General features: G+C 69.3%; 2 protein-coding genes (1 of these 2 only partly in view). Both read right to left on the bottom strand.

From position 1 onward, the window contains the following. Positions 1-18,212: the 5' portion of an SDR family NAD(P)-dependent oxidoreductase gene (locus BI344_RS23450; RefSeq protein WP_071113574.1), read on the bottom strand. The gene continues 1,627 nt to the left of window position 1, outside the view; the window shows 18,212 of its 19,839 coding nt (coding positions 1-18,212); its start codon is at positions 18,210-18,212; its stop codon lies off the left edge, out of view. Continuing rightward, positions 18,209-20,173, bottom strand: coding sequence for an asparagine synthase (glutamine-hydrolyzing) (gene asnB, locus BI344_RS14340; protein ID WP_071113576.1), 1,965 nt, complete (start codon positions 20,171-20,173; stop codon positions 18,209-18,211). The genes BI344_RS23450 and asnB overlap by 4 nt, the downstream gene beginning before the upstream one ends.

The raw sequence follows: 20,173 nt of genomic DNA, 5'->3' as shown, positions 1-20,173 counted from the left end.
AGCTGGCCCAGCGCGTAGCGCCCGCCTGCGTCGGCGCCGCCGTGCACTCGCAGCAGCGCCCTGTGCCCCGGCCCATAGCGGATGTCCATCGCGTCGAAGGCAGCGTAGCACTGCTCCGCCTCCAGCACGCTGTCGCAGCCGGCCAACAGGCCGGCGAGATCCAGCCTCGGTGCCGGCCCCGCTTCCACCGCCCGCGCATAACCCTGCGAATGCACCACCCGCGCGCCGGCGCCATCGACGCTGTGAATCTCGAAACGCAGCTGGCCGTCCGCCTGCGCCGACAGGTCGATATGCACCCGCGCCGGCGCCTCATCCTGAACGATGGGCTGGCTCCACATCACGTGGCTGAGCGCGATCGCCGGCTCGGCCTCGTCGTCCCGCCGCATCGCCATCCGCGCCGCCTCGCGCGCCATTTCCAGATAGGCCACCCCCGGCAGCACCCGCTGGCCTTGCACCACGTGGTCCGTCAGGAAGAACTCGCCGCCGCCGAAAACGCTGCTGAAGCGCTGCCGATACACGGTGGAGGCGTTCTCGTGCACCAGCGGATGCAGCCGCCGCGCCGTCTCGACCGCCGCCGTCTCCGCAGCCGCGACCCAGTAGCGCTCGCGCTTGAACGGGTAGCCCGGCAAGGAGATCCGCGCCGGCAGACCCTGCGGATACAGCCGACCCCAGTCCAGCGCCAGCCCTTTCACCCACAGCTCCAGCAAGCGGTCATACTTCTTCTTGCCCATCCAGGCCTCAAGCGCGAGGCTCAGGTCCTCATCCTCGGCGAATACCGCCAACCCGTCCTTGCCTCGCCTCACCTCGCCCTGCCAGCGACCCTCCACTTCCGCATCGCCGCGCAGATGCGCTTCCAGCTTGCCCGCCAGCTCGCCGATGCCGTCCACCAGCAGCGCCAGCCGATGCTCCATCGCCTCCCGACCCAGCTGCAGCGTCGCCGCCACCGACGCCAGATCGCCCTCGCCCCAGCCCCCTATCGCCGCCAGCAACTGCTGCGCCCGCGTCCGCAACTCCGCCTCGGTCCGCGCCGACAGCACGATGGCCGCCGGCCCGGCAATCGCCGGCCACGACCGGCGGTCGACATATTCCTCGACGATCACATGCGCGTTGGCCCCGCCGGCGCCGAAGGACGAGATGCCGGCGATTCGCGGATACTCCCGCTCGACGCCGTCCACCGTCAGCAACGGACGCTTCCACTCCTGCAGCTCGCGCTGCACGAAGAACGGACTGCCCGCGAAGTCGATGTGCGGGTTCAGCGTGTCGGCATGCAGGCTGGGCGCCAACTGGCCGTGCCGCATCTGCAGCAGCACCTTGGTCAGCCCGGCGATCCCCGCCGCGCTTTCGCCGTGGCCGATATTGGATTTCACCGAGCCCAGCGCGCAGAACTGGGTGTCCGCCGTCTGCGCCTGGAAGGCCTGGCTCAGCCCCGCCACCTCTATCGGGTCGCCCAGCTCGGTGCCGGTGCCGTGCGCCTCGACATAGCTGATCGCCCGCGCGTCTATGCCGGCCCGGGCGATCGCATCGACGATCAGCTGGCGCTGCGCCGCCGGGTTGGGCACGGTGTAGCCGTGGGTCTTGCCGCCGTGGTTGATGCCGCTGCTTTTGATCACCCCGTGGATCCGATCGCCGTCCGCCTCGGCCCGCGCCAGCGGCTTCAGCAGCACCGCGCCGACGCCTTCGCCGGGCACATAGCCGTCGCCGCCGGCGCCGAAGCTGGCGCAACGCCCCTTGCTGGAGACGAACTGCCCCTGGCTCAGGACCAGATACTTGTTGGGATGGACGGAAACATTGACGCCGCCGGCGATGGCCAGAGCGCACTCGCCCCGCTCCAAGCTATGGCAAGCCAGATGGATGGCCGTCAGCGACGATGAGCACATGGTGTCCACCGCCAGGCTGGGGCCATGCAGACTGAAGAAATGCGACACGCGGTTGGCGATGGACGCCGGATTGCCGTTCAGCGCGTACGCCCTGTCCGTCATCTGGGCTTGGGCGCCATACAACTGATATTCCTCATACATCACGCCGACGAATACACCGCACTCCCCTGACAAGGCCTTCAGCGATTCGCGGGTATAGCCGGCGTCCTCCAGCGTCTGGTAGGCGCATTGCAGGAACAGCCGCTCCTGCGGGTCCATGAACTGCGCGTCCCGCGGCGAGATGTTGAAGAACAGCGGATCGAACTGGTCGACGCCGTCCAGGAAGCCGCCCCATTTGCTATAGCTCTTGCCGGCCGTGCCCTTGCGCTCGTCGAAGTAGCGCCGATAGTCCCAGCGCTCGGCCGGGATCTCGCCGACGCAATCTCGGCCGGACTGCAGATTGTCCCAGAACGCGTCCAGGTCCGGCGCCTGCGGATAGCGGCCGCTCAGGCCTATGATGGCGACCTCGTGCCGGCGCTGAACCGGCGCGCTCATCATCCGCGGATGGAAAGACGCCATCGGATAAGGAGAGGACGGCAGGACAGGCTGAGGCATGACGGGCGCCTGCGCGCCGGACGCCGCCGGCGCCGCCATCCCCAGCACATCGATCAGCCGCCGGGAATGCGCGGCGATGAAATGCCGGCTCAGCGATTCGATGTCCTGATGCTCGAAAAACAAGGTCTTGGACAAGGGGCCGAAATGCTTCTCCAGCTCAGCGGTGAGCTGCATCACCCGCACCGAATCGATGCCGTATTTTTCGAACGGAGCATCCATCTCGATCCGGTCCAGCGACAACTTCAGGCTTGAGGCCAGCAGCTTTCTGAAATACAGCGCCGCTTTCGCCCACAGCTCGGCGCCGGCATCGTCGACCACCACTGCCGACACCGCCACCGCCGGCCTAGACGGCATGGCCGGCACCGGCGCCAGGCCCGACAGCACGCAAACCTGGGCCTCCCCGCTGGCCAGCGCGCCGTAGAACGCCGCCACGCCCGCCGGCGTCTCCAGCGGCACCAGACCGTCGCGATCGCGCCACTGCCGCACCGTCGCCTCGTCCACCCGCATCCCGCCCTCCAACCACCACGGCCAGTTGATCGACAGCGTGTGACCCCGACGCTCGCCCTGCTCCACCAGGCGATTGCGCCAGACCGCGTAGCCGTCCATGAAACCGTTGGCGCCGGCGTAATCCCCCTGCCCAACATTGCCGTACACCGCCGCCGTCGACGAGAACGCCACCAGGAACGACAGCGGCAACGCCGCCGTCGCCTGGTCCAGATTCACCAGGCCGGCCACCTTGGCCGCCAGCACCGCGCGCAGATCCTCCTGCCGCTTGTTCAGCAGGAAACCGTCCCGCAACACGCCGGCGGCGTGCAGAATCCCGTCCAGCCGACCATGCGCCGCCAGCACCCCCGCGATCGTCTCCCGCACCGCCGCGCCGTCGGCCACATCCAGTTGACGGTATTCCACCGTCACCCCCGCCGTCCCCAGCGCCGCCAGCTCCCGCCGGCGCTCGTCGCTCAAGACCGAGCGCCCGCTCAGCACCAGCGTCGCCCGCGTCAGCCGCTCCGCGATCTCCCGCGCGAAGATCCAGCCCAGACCGCCGGCGCCGCCGGTGATCCAATACACCCCGCCTTCCTTCCACGGCAGCGGGCCGCCACCGCTGGCCGGCAGCTTTTCCAGCGCTCCGCAGTGCCGCTCGCCGTCCAGATAGCGGATCTCCCGCTCCGCCTCCCCGCCGGCGTTGTCCCGCACCGCCGCCAGCAGGTCGCCGCCCGGCTCCAGCTCTATCACTTGCGCCGACAGTCGCGGATTCTCCCGCCCGGCGCTCTTCAGCAGCCCCGACACCCCCACCATCCAGTCGCCGGCGTCCGACCGCAGCAGCACTTGCAATAGCGCGGCCTCCGATGTGCGCTCGCGCAGCATGGCCTGCACCAGCGCCAGCACTTGCTCCAGCGCCGAGCCGTAATCGTCCGCCGCGCCGTCGCCCCGGCGCCGCAACACCGAAATCCGCGCCGCCGGCCACGCCGCCCGCACGCGGTCCAGCTCGCCCTCCCACGCCGCGTCCACCAGCAGCCAGCGCTGCGCCGCCGCCTCGACCTGCGCCGCCGGTCGGCGCCGCCAGCGCCGCGCCAGCAATTGCACGCCGGATTCGCGCCGCGCCCGACTGCTCAAGCCTTGCAGCCTCACGCAGACCGCGCCGTCCTGGTCGCACACGTCCAGGTCCAGCTTGCGCACGCCTGCTCCGCCGCCGGCCGCCTCGCGCACCAGCACATAGCCCGCCGCCGGACTGGCGGCGAACACCTGCAGTCCTTCCAGCGCGAACGGCAGCAGCAGGCCGCCGCCGGCGTTCAGGCCTATCATCGCCTGCAGCGCGCTGTCCAACAGCCCCGGATTCAGCGCATAGCCGTCGGCCGCCGCCGCGCTCGGCAACGACAGCTGGCCCAGCGCGTAGCGCCCGCCTGCGTCGGCGCCGCCGTGCACTCGCAGCAGCGCCCTGTGCCCCGGCCCATAGCGGATGTCCATCGCGTCGAAGGCAGCGTAGCACTGCTCCGCCTCCAGCACGCTGTCGCAGCCGGCCAACAGGCCGGCGAGATCCAGCCTCGGTGCCGGCCCCGCTTCCACCGCCCGCGCATAACCCTGCGAATGCACCACCCGCGCGCCGGCGCCATCGACGCTGTGAATCTCGAAACGCAGCTGGCCGTCCGCCTGCGCCGACAGGTCGATATGCACCCGCGCCGGCGCCTCATCCTGAACGATGGGCTGGCTCCACATCACGTGGCTGAGCGCGATCGCCGGCTCGGCCTCGTCGTCCCGCCGCATCGCCATCCGCGCCGCCTCGCGCGCCATTTCCAGATAGGCCACCCCCGGCAGCACCCGCTGGCCTTGCACCACGTGGTCCGTCAGGAAGAACTCGCCGCCGCCGAAAACGCTGCTGAAGCGCTGCCGATACACGGTGGAGGCGTTCTCGTGCACCAGCGGATGCAGCCGCCGCGCCGTCTCGACCGCCGCCGTCTCCGCAGCCGCGACCCAGTAGCGCTCGCGCTTGAACGGGTAGCCCGGCAAGGAGATCCGCGCCGGCAGACCTTGCGGATACAGCCGACCCCAGTCCAGCGCCAGCCCTTTCACCCACAGCTCCAGCAAGCGGTCATACTTCTTCTTGCCCATCCAGGCCTCAAGCGCGAGGCTCAGATCCTCATCCTCGGCGAATACCGCCAACCCGTCCTTGCCTCGCCTCACCTCGCCCTGCCAGCGACCCTCCACTTCCGCATCGCCGCGCAGATGCGCTTCCAGCTTGCCCGCCAGCTCGCCGATGCCGTCCACCAGCAGCGCCAGCCGATGCTCCATCGCCTCCCGACCCAGCTGCAGCGTCGCCGCCACCGACGCCAGATCGCCCTCGCCCCAGCCCCCTATCGCCGCCAGCAACTGCTGCGCCCGCGTCCGCAACTCCGCCTCGGTCCGCGCCGACAGCACGATGGCCGCCGGCCCGGCAATCGCCGGCCACGACCGGCGGTCGACATATTCCTCGACGATCACATGCGCGTTGGCCCCGCCGGCGCCGAAGGACGAGATGCCGGCGATTCGCGGATACTCCCGCTCGACGCCGTCCACCGTCAGCAACGGACGCTTCCACTCCTGCAGCTCGCGCTGCACGAAGAACGGACTGCCCGCGAAGTCGATGTGCGGGTTCAGCGTGTCGGCATGCAGGCTGGGCGCCAACTGGCCGTGCCGCATCTGCAGCAGCACCTTGGTCAGCCCGGCGATCCCCGCCGCGCTTTCGCCGTGGCCGATATTGGATTTCACCGAGCCCAGCGCGCAGAACTGGGTGTCCGCCGTCTGCGCCTGGAAGGCCTGGCTCAGCCCCGCCACCTCTATCGGGTCGCCCAGCTCGGTGCCGGTGCCGTGCGCCTCGACATAGCTGATCGCCCGCGCGTCTATGCCGGCCCGGGCGATCGCATCGACGATCAGCTGGCGCTGCGCCGCCGGGTTGGGCACGGTGTAGCCGTGGGTCTTGCCGCCGTGGTTGATGCCGCTGCTTTTGATCACCCCGTGGATCCGATCGCCGTCCGCCTCGGCCCGCGCCAGCGGCTTCAGCAGCACCGCGCCGACGCCTTCGCCGGGCACATAGCCGTCGCCGCCGGCGCCGAAGCTGGCGCAACGCCCCTTGCTGGAGACGAACTGCCCCTGGCTCAGGACCAGATACTTGTTGGGATGGACGGAAACATTGACGCCGCCGGCGATGGCCAGAGCGCACTCGCCCCGCTCCAAGCTATGGCAAGCCAGATGGATGGCCGTCAGCGACGATGAGCACATGGTGTCCACCGCCAGGCTGGGGCCATGCAGACTGAAGAAATGCGACACGCGGTTGGCGATGGACGCCGGATTGCCGTTCAGCGCGTACGCCCTGTCCGTCATCTGGGCTTGGGCGCCATACAACTGATATTCCTCATACATCACGCCGACGAATACACCGCACTCCCCTGACAAGGCCTTCAGCGATTCGCGGGTATAGCCGGCGTCCTCCAGCGTCTGGTAGGCGCATTGCAGGAACAGCCGCTCCTGCGGGTCCATGAACTGCGCGTCCCGCGGCGAGATGTTGAAGAACAGCGGATCGAACTGGTCGACGCCGTCCAGGAAGCCGCCCCATTTGCTATAGCTCTTGCCGGCCGTGCCCTTGCGCTCGTCGAAGTAGCGCCGATAGTCCCAGCGCTCGGCCGGGATCTCGCCGACGCAATCTCGGCCGGACTGCAGATTGTCCCAGAACGCGTCCAGGTCCGGCGCCTGCGGATAGCGGCCGCTCAGGCCTATGATGGCGACCTCGTGCCGGCGCTGAACCGGCGCGCTCATCATCCGCGGATGGAAAGACGCCATCGGATAAGGAGAGGACGGCAGGACAGGCTGAGGCATGACGGGCGCCTGCGCGCCGGACGCCGCCGGCGCCGCCATCCCCAGCACATCGATCAGCCGCCGGGAATGCGCGGCGATGAAATGCCGGCTCAGCGATTCGATGTCCTGATGCTCGAAAAACAAGGTCTTGGACAAGGGGCCGAAATGCTTCTCCAGCTCAGCGGTGAGCTGCATCACCCGCACCGAATCGATGCCGTATTTTTCGAACGGAGCATCCATCTCGATCCGGTCCAGCGACAACTTCAGGCTTGAGGCCAGCAGCTTTCTGAAATACAGCGCCGCTTTCGCCCACAGCTCGGCGCCGGCATCGTCGACCACCACTGCCGACACCGCCACCGCCGGCCTAGACGGCATGGCCGGCACCGGCGCCAGGCCCGACAGCACGCAAACCTGGGCCTCCCCGCTGGCCAGCGCGCCGTAGAACGCCGCCACGCCCGCCGGCGTCTCCAGCGGCACCAGACCGTCGCGATCGCGCCACTGCCGCACCGTCGCCTCGTCCACCCGCATCCCGCCCTCCAACCACCACGGCCAGTTGATCGACAGCGTGTGACCCCGACGCTCGCCCTGCTCCACCAGGCGATTGCGCCAGACCGCGTAGCCGTCCATGAAACCGTTGGCGCCGGCGTAATCCCCCTGCCCAACATTGCCGTACACCGCCGCCGTCGACGAGAACGCCACCAGGAACGACAGCGGCAACGCCGCCGTCGCCTGGTCCAGATTCACCAGGCCGGCCACCTTGGCCGCCAGCACCGCGCGCAGATCCTCCTGCCGCTTGTTCAGCAGGAAACCGTCCCGCAACACGCCGGCGGCGTGCAGAATCCCGTCCAGCCGACCATGCGCCGCCAGCACCCCCGCGATCGTCTCCCGCACCGCCGCGCCGTCGGCCACATCCAGTTGACGGTATTCCACCGTCACCCCCGCCGTCCCCAGCGCCGCCAGCTCCCGCCGGCGCTCGTCGCTCAAGACCGAGCGCCCGCTCAGCACCAGCGTCGCCCGCGTCAGCCGCTCCGCGATCTCCCGCGCGAAGATCCAGCCCAGACCGCCGGCGCCGCCGGTGATCCAATACACCCCGCCTTCCTTCCACGGCAGCGGGCCGCCACCGCTGGCCGGCAGCTTTTCCAGCGCTCCGCAGTGCCGCTCGCCGTCCAGATAGCGGATCTCCCGCTCCGCCTCCCCGCCGGCGTTGTCCCGCACCGCCGCCAGCAGGTCGCCGCCCGGCTCCAGCTCTATCACTTGCGCCGACAGTCGCGGATTCTCCCGCCCGGCGCTCTTCAGCAGCCCCGACACCCCCACCATCCAGTCGCCGGCGTCCGACCGCAGCAGCACTTGCAATAGCGCGGCCTCCGATGTGCGCTCGCGCAGCATGGCCTGCACCAGCGCCAGCACTTGCTCCAGCGCCGAGCCGTAATCGTCCGCCGCGCCGTCGCCCCGGCGCCGCAACACCGAAATCCGCGCCGCCGGCCACGCCGCCCGCACGCGGTCCAGCTCGCCCTCCCACGCCGCGTCCACCAGCAGCCAGCGCTGCGCCGCCGCCTCGACCTGCGCCGCCGGTCGGCGCCGCCAGCGCCGCGCCAGCAATTGCACGCCGGATTCGCGCCGCGCCCGACTGCTCAAGCCTTGCAGCCTCACGCAGACCGCGCCGTCCTGGTCGCACACGTCCAGGTCCAGCTTGCGCACGCCTGCTCCGCCGCCGGCCGCCTCGCGCACCAGCACATAGCCCGCCGCCGGACTGGCGGCGAACACCTGCAGTCCTTCCAGCGCGAACGGCAGCAGCAGGCCGCCGCCGGCGTTCAGGCCTATCATCGCCTGCAGCGCGCTGTCCAACAGCCCCGGATTCAGCGCATAGCCGTCGGCCGCCGCCGCGCTCGGCAACGACAGCTGGCCCAGCGCGTAGCGCCCGCCTGCGTCGGCGCCGCCGTGCACTCGCAGCAGCGCCCTGTGCCCCGGCCCATAGCGGATGTCCATCGCGTCGAAGGCAGCGTAGCACTGCTCCGCCTCCAGCACGCTGTCGCAGCCGGCCAACAGGCCGGCGAGATCCAGCCTCGGTGCCGGCCCCGCTTCCACCGCCCGCGCATAACCCTGCGAATGCACCACCCGCGCGCCGGCGCCATCGACGCTGTGAATCTCGAAACGCAGCTGGCCGTCCGCCTGCGCCGACAGGTCGATATGCACCCGCGCCGGCGCCTCATCCTGAACGATGGGCTGGCTCCACATCACGTGGCTGAGCGCGATCGCCGGCTCGGCCTCGTCGTCCCGCCGCATCGCCATCCGCGCCGCCTCGCGCGCCATTTCCAGATAGGCCACCCCCGGCAGCACCCGCTGGCCTTGCACCACGTGGTCCGTCAGGAAGAACTCGCCGCCGCCGAAAACGCTGCTGAAGCGCTGCCGATACACGGTGGAGGCGTTCTCGTGCACCAGCGGATGCAGCCGCCGCGCCGTCTCGACCGCCGCCGTCTCCGCAGCCGCGACCCAGTAGCGCTCGCGCTTGAACGGGTAGCCCGGCAAGGAGATCCGCGCCGGCAGACCTTGCGGATACAGCCGACCCCAGTCCAGCGCCAGCCCTTTCACCCACAGCTCCAGCAAGCGGTCATACTTCTTCTTGCCCATCCAGGCCTCAAGCGCGAGGCTCAGATCCTCATCCTCGGCGAATACCGCCAACCCGTCCTTGCCTCGCCTCACCTCGCCCTGCCAGCGACCCTCCACTTCCGCATCGCCGCGCAGATGCGCTTCCAGCTTGCCCGCCAGCTCGCCGATGCCGTCCACCAGCAGCGCCAGCCGATGCTCCATCGCCTCCCGACCCAGCTGCAGCGTCGCCGCCACCGACGCCAGATCGCCCTCGCCCCAGCCCCCTATCGCCGCCAGCAACTGCTGCGCCCGCGTCCGCAACTCCGCCTCGGTCCGCGCCGACAGCACGATGGCCGCCGGCCCGGCAATCGCCGGCCACGACCGGCGGTCGACATATTCCTCGACGATCACATGCGCGTTGGCCCCGCCGGCGCCGAAGGACGAGATGCCGGCGATTCGCGGATACTCCCGCTCGACGCCGTCCACCGTCAGCAACGGACGCTTCCACTCCTGCAGCTCGCGCTGCACGAAGAACGGACTGCCCGCGAAGTCGATGTGCGGGTTCAGCGTGTCGGCGTGCAGGCTGGGCGCCAGCTGGCCGTGCCGCATCTGCAGCAGCACCTTGGTCAGCCCGGCGATCCCCGCCGCGCTTTCGCCGTGGCCGATATTGGATTTCACCGAGCCCAGCGCGCAGAACTGGGTGTCCGCCGTCTGCGCCTGGAAGGCCTGGCTCAGCCCCGCCACCTCTATCGGGTCGCCCAGCTCGGTGCCGGTGCCGTGCGCCTCGACATAGCTGATCGCCCGCGCGTCTATGCCGGCCCGGGCGATCGCATCGACGATCAGCTGGCGCTGCGCCGCCGGGTTGGGCACGGTGTAGCCGTGGGTCTTGCCGCCGTGGTTGATGCCGCTGCTTTTGATCACCCCGTGGATCCGATCGCCGTCCGCCTCGGCCCGCGCCAGCGGCTTCAGCAGCACCGCGCCGACGCCTTCGCCGGGCACGAAACCGTTGCCGCCGGCGCCGAAGCTGCGGCACTGCCCGTCCCGCGACAGCATCCGCGCCATGCACAGCATCACGTAGTTGCTGGAGTGCAGATAGAGGTTGACCCCGCCGGCGATGGCCAGTTCGCACTCGTCCCGCCTCAGGTGCTCGCACGCTTCGTGTATCGCCGTCAGCGACGACGAGCACATGGTGTCTATCGGCAGGCTGGGACCGTTCAGGTTGAGGAAGTAGGACACCCGGTTGGCCACCGAGCTGAACGAGGTGTGTGGAAACACCGCCGTCCCCTGCCGCCACAGCGCGGGACCGTACAGGTCGAAACCGGTCTTGGTGATGCCGGCGAACACGCCGACCCGGCCGTCGTGGACCCGCGCCAGCCGCTCCCGCGTGTAGCCGGCGTCTTCCAGCACGTCCCAGCAGCTTTGCAGGAACAACCGCTCTTGCGGGTCCATGCCTTCGGCTTCCGCCGGCGAGATGTTGAAGAACAGCGGGTCGAATTCGGCGAAGCCGTCGACGAAGCCGCCCCATTTGCTGTAGCTCTTGCCGTTGGCCACCGCCTGCTCGGGGTCGGCGCAGTAGAAGCTGTCCAGCGCCCAGCGCTCGACCGGGATTTCGCTGATGCAGTCGCGGCCCGACTGCAGATTGTCCCAATACTGCTCCAGCGTCCGCGCCTGCGGGTAGCGCCCGCTCAGGCCGATGATGGCGATCGCCGCGCCGCCGTCCGGCCGTGTCGGTGTCGGCGCCGGCATCGCTTCGCGCCGCATCGGCGCCGTCGGACCCGCGGCCGGTTGCGCGGCCGTCTCGCCGCCGCTCCAGCGCAGGCAGGCTTCCGGCCGCTGCGCGCTCAGATAGGCCGCCAGCGCGCCCAGCGTGCGGTATTCGAACCACAGGGTCTTGGACAGGCCGCCGAAGATCGACTCCAGTTCGCGGTTGAGCCGGGTGATCAACACCGAGTCGATGCCGTAGCATTCCAGCGCTTCGTTGGCGTCCAGCCTGTCCACCGCCACCTGGGTCACGCCGGCGAACAGCTTCTTCAACTGCCGCAGCGTCCGCGCCTGCAGCGCCGCCGGCTCGGTATGGCGCTCGGGCGCGGGCTCGGCCGGCCGACTCAGCGCGCCGTCGCCGCTCAGCACCACCAGCCGCGCGTGTTCGTGCTGCGCCAGCGCGCGGTAGAAGGCGTCCAGCCCCGGCCGCGTCGCCAGCGGCGTCAGCCCGGCGGCGGCCAGTGCCGCTTCTCCGGCCGCGTCCAGCCGCATGCCGCCTTCCGCCCACAGCGGCCAGCACAGCGAGACCGTGCGGCCTTGCCGCGCCCCAGCCGCCACCTGGGCCGCCCGCCGTTCGGCATAGGCGTCCATGAAGGCGTTGGCGCTGGCGTAATCCCCTTGTCCCACATTGCCGAACACGCCGGCGATCGAGGAGAAGACGGCGAAGAAGTCCAGCGGCTGCACCGCGGTCGCCCGATCCAGATGGACCAGACCGGCCACCTTGGGCGCCAGCACCGCGCGCAGATCGTCCACCCGCTTGTTCAGCAGGAAGCCGTCCCGCAGCACGCCGGCGGCGTGCAGGACGCCGTTCAGCCGGCCATGCCGCGCCAGCAGGCCCTGCACGCAGGCTTGCACCGCCGCGCCGTCGGCGACGTCCAGCGCCTGGTACGCCACCCGCGCGCCCAGCGCCGCCACTTGCCGCCGCCGCCCGTCGTCCAGCGCCGAACGGCCGGTCAGGATCACCGTGGCGTCCTGGAGCTGGGCGAGAATCTCGCGGGCGAACAGCAGGCCCAGACCGCCCAGACCGCCGGTGATCAGATAGACGCCGCCTTCGCGCCACGGCAACGACGGCTCGCCGACGGCGGCCAGCGGCCGCAGCGTCGCCGCCCGGCAGCCGTCGCGACCATGGCGGAGCTCGCGCTGCGCCGGCCGCTCGGCGCCGGCTTGCAGCGCCTCGGCCAGCGCGCCGGCGTCCGCCGCCGGATCGACGCGAATCAGCTGGGTCTGCAGGCCCGGATGCTCCAGGCTGGCGCTGTTGAGCAGACCGGACAGACCCTGGCGCAGCCAGCCGTCTTCGCCGTCGTCCGCCAACACCACCTGCAGCAGCGCGCCGTCCTCCAGGCCGGACCGCAGCAGGTCCTGCACCTGCCGGAACACATGTTCCAGGCTGGCGCCGAAGCGCTCGGCCGCGTCGTTCCCGCCGTCGGCCAGCGTCTCGCAGTGCAACGCCTGGCCCGCCGCGTCCCGCGCCGGCGCCCGCCCGGCGCAAGCGGCGTCGAGCAGGACCCGGCGCTGGCCGAAACGCCGCGCCGCGCCGGCCGCCGCCGCTTCCCAGCCGCGCGCCAGCAGGCTAACCGTCGATGCGCGCTCTTTCGATGCGCTCTCTTCGCTCTCCGCCGCCGCCGCGACCCAGTAGCGTTCGCGCGCGAACGGGTAGGTCGGCAGACTCAGCCGGGGCGGCCGGCCGCCGGCCGGCGTCGGCCAGCAGGCCACAGCGCCCCGCACCCAGTCTTGCGCCAGCCGCTGCGGCTCGGCGTCCATCTCGGCCGCCCGCGCCGCGGCGCCCGGCTTCGCCTCGCCGACCGCCAGTTGCGCCACCTCGCGGCCGGCGGCGAAATCGGCCAGCGCGTCGGCGATCTGTTCGCGCGAATGGCCGACGAAAGCCAGCCGGTGGCGCAGCGCGGCGCGCCCGCTTTGCAGCGTGTGGGCCAGCGCGGCCAGATCGACTGCCGGCTGCGCGCGCAGCCAGTCGGCCAGCCGGCCGGCATAGGCCCGCAGCTGTTCGCCGGTCTTGGCCGACAGCACGATCAGCGCCGAGCCGGCCACGCTGCGCCAGGGCGGCGGCGGCGGCGCCTCTTCCAGCACCAGGTGGGCGTTGGTGCCGCTGAAGCCGAAGGAACTGACCGCCGCCCGCCGCGGCCGACCCGCCGGCGCCGGCCATGGCGACAGCTCAGTGTTGACGTAGAAGGGGCTGTCGTCCAGCGCCAGATGCGGATTGAGCGCTGAAAAATGAATCGTCGGGGGCAACATGCGGTGCCGCATCGCCAGCAGCGTCTTGATGACGCCGGACACGCCGGCGGCGGCCAGCAAATGGCCGATATTGCTTTTCACCGAACCCATCGCGCAATACCCGCGCCTGTCGGTATGCGAGCGGAACGACTCGGTCAGCGCTTCCACCTCGATCGGGTCGCCCAGCTTGGTGCCGGTGCCGTGCGCCTCCACCAGCGAGATCGTTGCCGGGTCGATGGCGAAACGCTGATAGACCTGTTTTTGCAACGCCGCTTGCGAACTGACGCTGGGCGCGGTGATGCCATTGGTGCGGCCGTCCTGGTTGACGCCCCAGCCCTTGATCACGCCATGGCAGATGTCGCGGTCGCGCAGCGCGTCCGCCAGGCGCTTGAGCAGCAGCACGCCGACACCCTCGCCGGGCACGAAGCCGTCGGCCCGGGCGTCGAAAGTGAAGCAGCGCCCACCGCTGGACAGCATGCCGGCGTCGCTGGCCATGATATGCAGCTCCGGCCCGGCCAAGACGCTGACGCCGCCGACCAGCGCCAGATCGACGCGGCCCAGGGTCAGGCTGTCGCATGCTTCGGCGATGGCGACCAGCGAGCTGGAGCAGGCGGTGTCTATCGCCAGACACGGCCCTTTCAGATTCAGATGGTAGGCGATGCGCGCGGCCAGAATGGATGAGGAACCGCCCATCAGCCCCTGGGCCGTCAGGCCGGCCTGGCCGCCCGCCCGGCCATACTCCCCCTGGACGCAGCCCACATACACTCCGCAGCCGCTGCCGGACAGGCTGTCGGGGTCGATGCCGGCGGATTCGATGCAGCTCCAGCCATGTTCGAGGAACAGCCGTTGCTGCGGATCCATCCATTGCGCTTCAAACGGCGAGATATTGAAAAACAGCGGATCGAAGCAATCCGCCTCCTCCAGCACCCCCATCCATTTGCTGTAGCTGCGCCCCGGCGTTCCGGGGCGGGGATCGTAGCACCCCGCCATCGCCCAGCGCCGCGCCGGGACTTCCGATATGCAGTCCCGACCGCCGGCCAGCATGTCCCAGAATTCGTCCAGCGTCTTGGCGCCGGGGAAGGCCCCCGACACGCCGATGATGGCGATATCGTCCGACGCCGGTTTCGCGCCGCCGGCGGCCAGCGCCGCTCCGGCCGCCTCGGCGGCGCGGCGCCACTGATCCAGCATGCCCTGGACGCACTGCTCGGCGCGATCGATCACCTGTTCGGCGGCATGGCTGATCACCACCTTGCCGATATGCTTGCCGGAAGCGACGAAAGCCAGCGCCTCCTTGATCTTGGCCAGCGGATAGATTCTGGAGACCACGGGCAGCAGCAGGCTGGTCTCGAACAGACGCAGCAGCGGCGCGAACGCCTCGGCCCAAGCCTGCCCGTTCTCGAGCGCCAGCCGCCGCAAATCGATGCTGTGAAAGGACTGGTTCTCCACCAGCCGGGACAGGTCCAAGGGCTGGCTGGTTCGCAGCGCCTGCACGGCGATCTCCAGATAGCGGCCGCAAGGCGCCAGGCAATTCAGGCCTTGCTGGATCGCTGCGCCGGACAGCATGTTCAGCACCACGTCCACGCCGCGACCGTCCGTCCGCTTGCGGAGCTCCCGATCGAAAGCGGTCCGGTAGTTGAGAACGTGCTCAAGCCCAAGCCGGCGCAGAGTCTCCAGCTTGTCCTCTTTGCTGGAGGTTCCGCTGACGACGGCGCCGCGCAGGCGGGCGAGTTGTATCGCCGCCAGTCCGCATCCGCCGGTGGCGGTCTGGATCAGCACGCTCTCGCCGCGGGACAGCCTGGCCGCCTCGAAGGCGTGGTGCGCGGTCAGAAACACCACCGGCAGGCTGCAGGCCTCCTCGAAACTCAGATTCGCCGGCTTGCGGATCACATTGGCCGCCGGCACGTTCACCTGGCTGGCATGCCCGCCCATGCCGGCGCCGGTCAGCGCGATCACCTCGTCGCCGACCGCGATGCCGTCCACCCCCTCGCCCAGCCGGGACACCACGCCGGCCACCTCGAAGCCCGGCACGAACGGATAGGCCGGCATGGTCGGATACAGCCCCTGCACGCACATGGCGTCGGGGAAGTTGATGGCCGACGCCCGCACCGCCACGGCGACCTCGCCGCGCCCGGGCGCGGGCACGCGCCATGCGCTCAGTTCGACCTCATCCAGCGTATGCACGGTCGTCACCACCAGCGCGCGGTCACCATCCGCCGGCGCCGCGCCCGAGCCCGCCGCCGAAGCGGCGGCTTGAGGGTGCTTGACGCCGCAATCCTGTGCCAGGTGCGCGGCCAGACGCCGGATGCTGCAATAGTCGTACAGCCGGGTGGCCGGCAGCGCCAGCCGGTAACGCTTGTTGATCGCCCTGGCCCATTCGACGCCGACGATGGAATCCAGACCCAGTTCGGAGAACGGTCGCTCGGCGTCGATCTCGGCGGGGTCCATGTACAGCGCCTCGGCGAGGCTGGCCTTCAGCGCCTGCTCCAGCTCGGCCAGCGACAGGCCGGCGTCCGGCGCGGACGCACCGGCAGCGCCCGCCATCGGCGGCTCAGCCGTCGCTCCGCCCGCCGCGCCGGCGTCGGCCAGCAGCGACAGCAGATAGTCGGCAAGCCGGCGAATCGACGGATAGTCGTAGAGACGCGTAGCCGGCAGCTTGAGGCCGAACGTCTTGTTGATCGCGCGGCTCCATTCGACGCCGACGATGGAATCCAGGCCAAGCTCGGAAAATGGCCGGTCCGCCTCCAGCTCGCCGACGTCCATATACAGCGCCTCGGCGAGGCTGCCGGTCAAGACGCGCACCAATTCGGCCAGCCTCTCGCCATCGGCAGCAACGGAGACGGCGGACACCGGAACAACGGCCCTGGCGACATCCACCCGCGCCTCGGCCGCCGCGCGCTGGCAGCCGGCGACTCTCCCGGCCTCGCCATCTACCGCCGGAACGAGCGGCTGCAGGAAGATCTTCCCCGATCTGGCCGGCTCGGCAGCGGCCGGCGACAAGGCTTGCCGTCCAGCCTGTTCCGCGGGAGCCGCCCAATGACGGCGGCGCTCGAACGGATACAGCGGCAAGGCCTTGAGCCGCCGCTGCCGGCCGTCGAGCCGCCGCTGCCAATCGATAGCCGCGCCCGCCACCCAGCGCTCGGCCACCAAGGCCCACGCCGGCCCGGCGGCGTCTGCGGCCAAGTCGGCCGGGGGTGCCGCCTCCCGCGCCGCCTTGCCGCGAAAACCGTCATCCACTTGATCGGCGCCGGCAGCGAACGCATTCAGTCGCGCGATCAGGATGGAAACATCGGACACCACGATGGCCAGCCGCTCGGCAAACGCTTCGCGGCCGATCTGCAATGAATAGGCGAGATCGGCCAGGGCCATGCGCCCGCCGTCCTGCGACAAGAAGGCGGCCAGGGAGGCCGCCTGTGCCCGCAGTCTGCCGATATTCGGCGCGGACAAGACTATCAGTTGCGGCAGGCCGTCCGGCTCGGCCACTGCCTCCTCCGCCGCCGGCTCCCACTCCTCGACCACCAGATGGGCATAGGCTCCGCCATAGCCGAACGCGCTGACGCCGGCACGCCTGGGCAGCAAGTCCGGCCCCTGCGCCATGGCCGGCCACGACCGGGTCTCGATGGGAATGCTAAACGGCGAGCCGTCCAGCTTGATCAGCGAGTTGAGCGCCTGGAAATTGAGGTTGGCCGGCAAGCTGCGATGTTTCAGCGCCAGCAGGACCTTGATCAGTCCGGCGATGCCGGCGGCGGCCTCCAGGTGGCCGATATTGGTTTTCACCGCGCCCAAGGCGCAATATCCGGCCGCCTGACTCACCGGCAGCCCGACCTCCGCCCGGCTTGCGGCCTGGGCGGCGAACGCCTGCTTCAGGCCGAGGAACTCGATCGGATCGCCCAGCGCCGTGCCGGTGCCGTGCACCTCGATATAGCCGACGGTGTCCAGCGGCACGCCGGCATCGCCGTAGGCGTCGAGCAGCAAGCGGGACTGCTGTTCGGGGCTGGTCACGGTAAGGCCCCGGGTCCGACCGCCATGGTTGATCGCCCCGCCCTTGATCAGGCCGTAAACCGGATTTCCGTCGCGGATGGCCTGGCTCAGCGGCTTGAGCAGAACCGCCCCGGCGCCCTCGCCCCTGACATAGCCGTTCGCCTGGGCGTCGAACGTCCGGCACACGCCGTCCGGCGACAACATGCCCGCGCTGCCAAAGGCCAGGAAACGGCTTTGGCTCCAGCAGATGTTCGCGCCGCCGGCCAGCGCCGCCTCGCACTCGCCGGCCCGCAGCGCCTTCACCGCCATATGCACCGCGACCAGGGAACTGGAGCACGCGGTGTCCACGGTGACGCTGGGCCCGCGCAAATCGTATACGAATGAAACCCGGTTGGAGAGAATCGAGCCCGAGGTGCCGGTGGAACCGTAAAGGCCCGTTTCGTAGCGGCCGTATTCGTTCAGCAGATCGGCGTAGTCATTATTGCAAACGCCCATGAACACGCCGACCTTCCGGCCGGCCAGCGTGGACGGCCGGATACCCGCATCTTCCATCGTATGCCAGAGAACCTCCAGCAATATCCGCTGCTGGGGGTCCATCAATTCGGCCTCTTTCGGTGATATCTTGAAAAACATCGCGTCGAAGCAGTCGGCTTCGGCGATGAAGCCGCCGCGGAAGGGCTGCGCCCGCTCCGGATCGCGCCAGCGCCCCTCGGGCACCGGGCCGATCGCGCTTTTGCCCTGCAACAGATTGTCCCAGAACACCAGCGGATTTTCAGCCTGAGGAAACCGGCAGCCTAGGCCGATGACGGCGATTTCGTCCTGAGCGGACGCCGCCGGCGCGACACGTCGTTTGCTTTTCATGCGTAAAGCCGTCCATCGATTCGTCTGGTCAGCAGCGCGTCTATCGCCGACGGCTCCGGGGCGTTCCGCTCGACAAAGCGGCGATGCAGCAAGGCCGTCGAAAGCAGGAACAGGAAGGTTTGATTCTCGGCTTGGCTGATACGCTCCACCGGCTTCGACAGCAGCTTGTCGGCAAAGGCGAGGCAGAACTTCGGATCCAGCGCGTCTATCTTCTTCAGCTCGCTTTCCGAGCCGATCGCATCCAGATAATCCGGTCGGCACGCCAGAAAGGCGCTGGCGTCGGGCGCGCGATACGGCTGCTTCGGCTTGCTCAACAGCCGGGCCGGCAATTGGTCGGCGAAGGCCCGCTTGAGCAAATGCTTTTCATCGAAGGGGTCGCCGAACTTCAAGTTGCCCGCGCAGGCGAGGCGGACGACGGCCGGATCCAGGAACGGGCAGCGGTTTTCCACGCTGTGGGCCAGGCTCATCCGGTCGCCCTGGGTAGACAGCAGGTACCCTCCCAGCAGGGTCTTGTACTCCAGCCACTGCGCGCGCTGCACCTGGCTCAAGCGCGAAAACCGCCCGCCGGCGGCAGCGACCAGCTCCGTCAACGGTTTCAGCGCCTCATGCTTTTGCCGCAGCAGGCGGGCGGAGAGCTGGGAGTTGTGGAAACGGAGCTGGTGCGAGAAGAAGTCCTCCGACTCCTTGCCCGACAGCTGGTCGAAGAAAGCGGAGATCGACGCCCGGTTCTGCTCGTTGAACTGGCGCAGATACGGATACAGGCGGGACAGGCCGGCTTGGCGCGCGTCGGCGTCCTTGCCGCCCCAGTCGGCGCGCAGCAAGGTTTCCTTGAAAATGTCGTAGCCGAGAAAGGCCTCATCGGCGCCCTCGCCGGTGAGAACCACCTTGATGCCCTGGCGGTTCACTTCCCGCGACAGCAGGAACATCGGCACGAATGCCGTCCGGAAAACCGGCGTTTCCGCATGCCATAGCGCGTCGGGGAACGCATCGACGATATCCCGACTGCCAATGCTGAGCGAGGTGTGCCGGGTGCCGAAAAACGAGGACAGCAGTTGCTGGTCCCCCGACTCGTCGAACTCGTCTTCGTCAAAGCGTATGGAGAAGCTTTTGACCGGCCCGGCCGATTGTGCGCCGACCAGCGCGGTGATGATCGCCGAGTCTATGCCGCCGCTGAGATAGGTGCCGACTTCGACATCGCCGCGCAGACGCAGGCCGACACTGTCGGACAGCGCCGCGCGCACTTGCTCCGCGGCCTCCTCTTCGCCCAGCGCCAGCGGCTCCGCGTCCAGTTCCAGCGGCGCGTAACAAACGGTTTCCACCCCCTGGCCGTGCGCATAAAGATAGGCCCCCGCGGGAACCTGCCGTACCGACGAGAAGCCGCAATGCTCGTCCAGCGGCGTCCAGATGCGGAAAATCGAGGCCAGCTGTTCGCTGTCGAACGCGAAGCGGAACGGTTCATAGGCGAGAAGGCATTTCAATTCCGAGGCGAATACGATGGCGCCGGACTGGTTCAGGTAATACAACGGCCGCTTGCCGAAACGGTCGCGGGCGAGAACGATGGAGCGCTCCACCCGGTCGTATATGCAGAAGGCGAAGGCGCCGTTCAGCCGTTTCAGCGACTGCGCGCCCCATTCGATCCAGGCCTGCAGCAGCACTTCCGTGTCGCAATGGGAGACAAAACGCCGGCCGCGCGCCTCAAGCTCGCCCCTCAGCTCCTTGTAGTTGTAAATCTCGCCATTGAACGCAATCCAGTAGCGCCCGGCTTCATCGCCCAGCGGCTGCTGCCCGCCGGCGATGTCGACGATGCTCAGGCGAGCGCTGCCCAAGGCCGACACATCGTCGAAGTAGTATCCCATCTCGTCCGGACCGCGATGGCGCATCCGCGCCAGCATGCTCTTCAGACAATCGACCCGCTCCTGGGTCTGAAGCCCCTCATGAAACAGTCCCGCGATTCCGCACAC

Origin of the sequence: Chromobacterium sphagni (genome assembly GCF_001855555.1) — a bacterium.
GTDB lineage: Bacteria > Pseudomonadota > Gammaproteobacteria > Burkholderiales > Chromobacteriaceae > Chromobacterium > Chromobacterium sphagni.
Note: the sequence above shows the minus strand (reverse complement) of the source record. Positions and strands in the feature narration are given on the sequence as shown.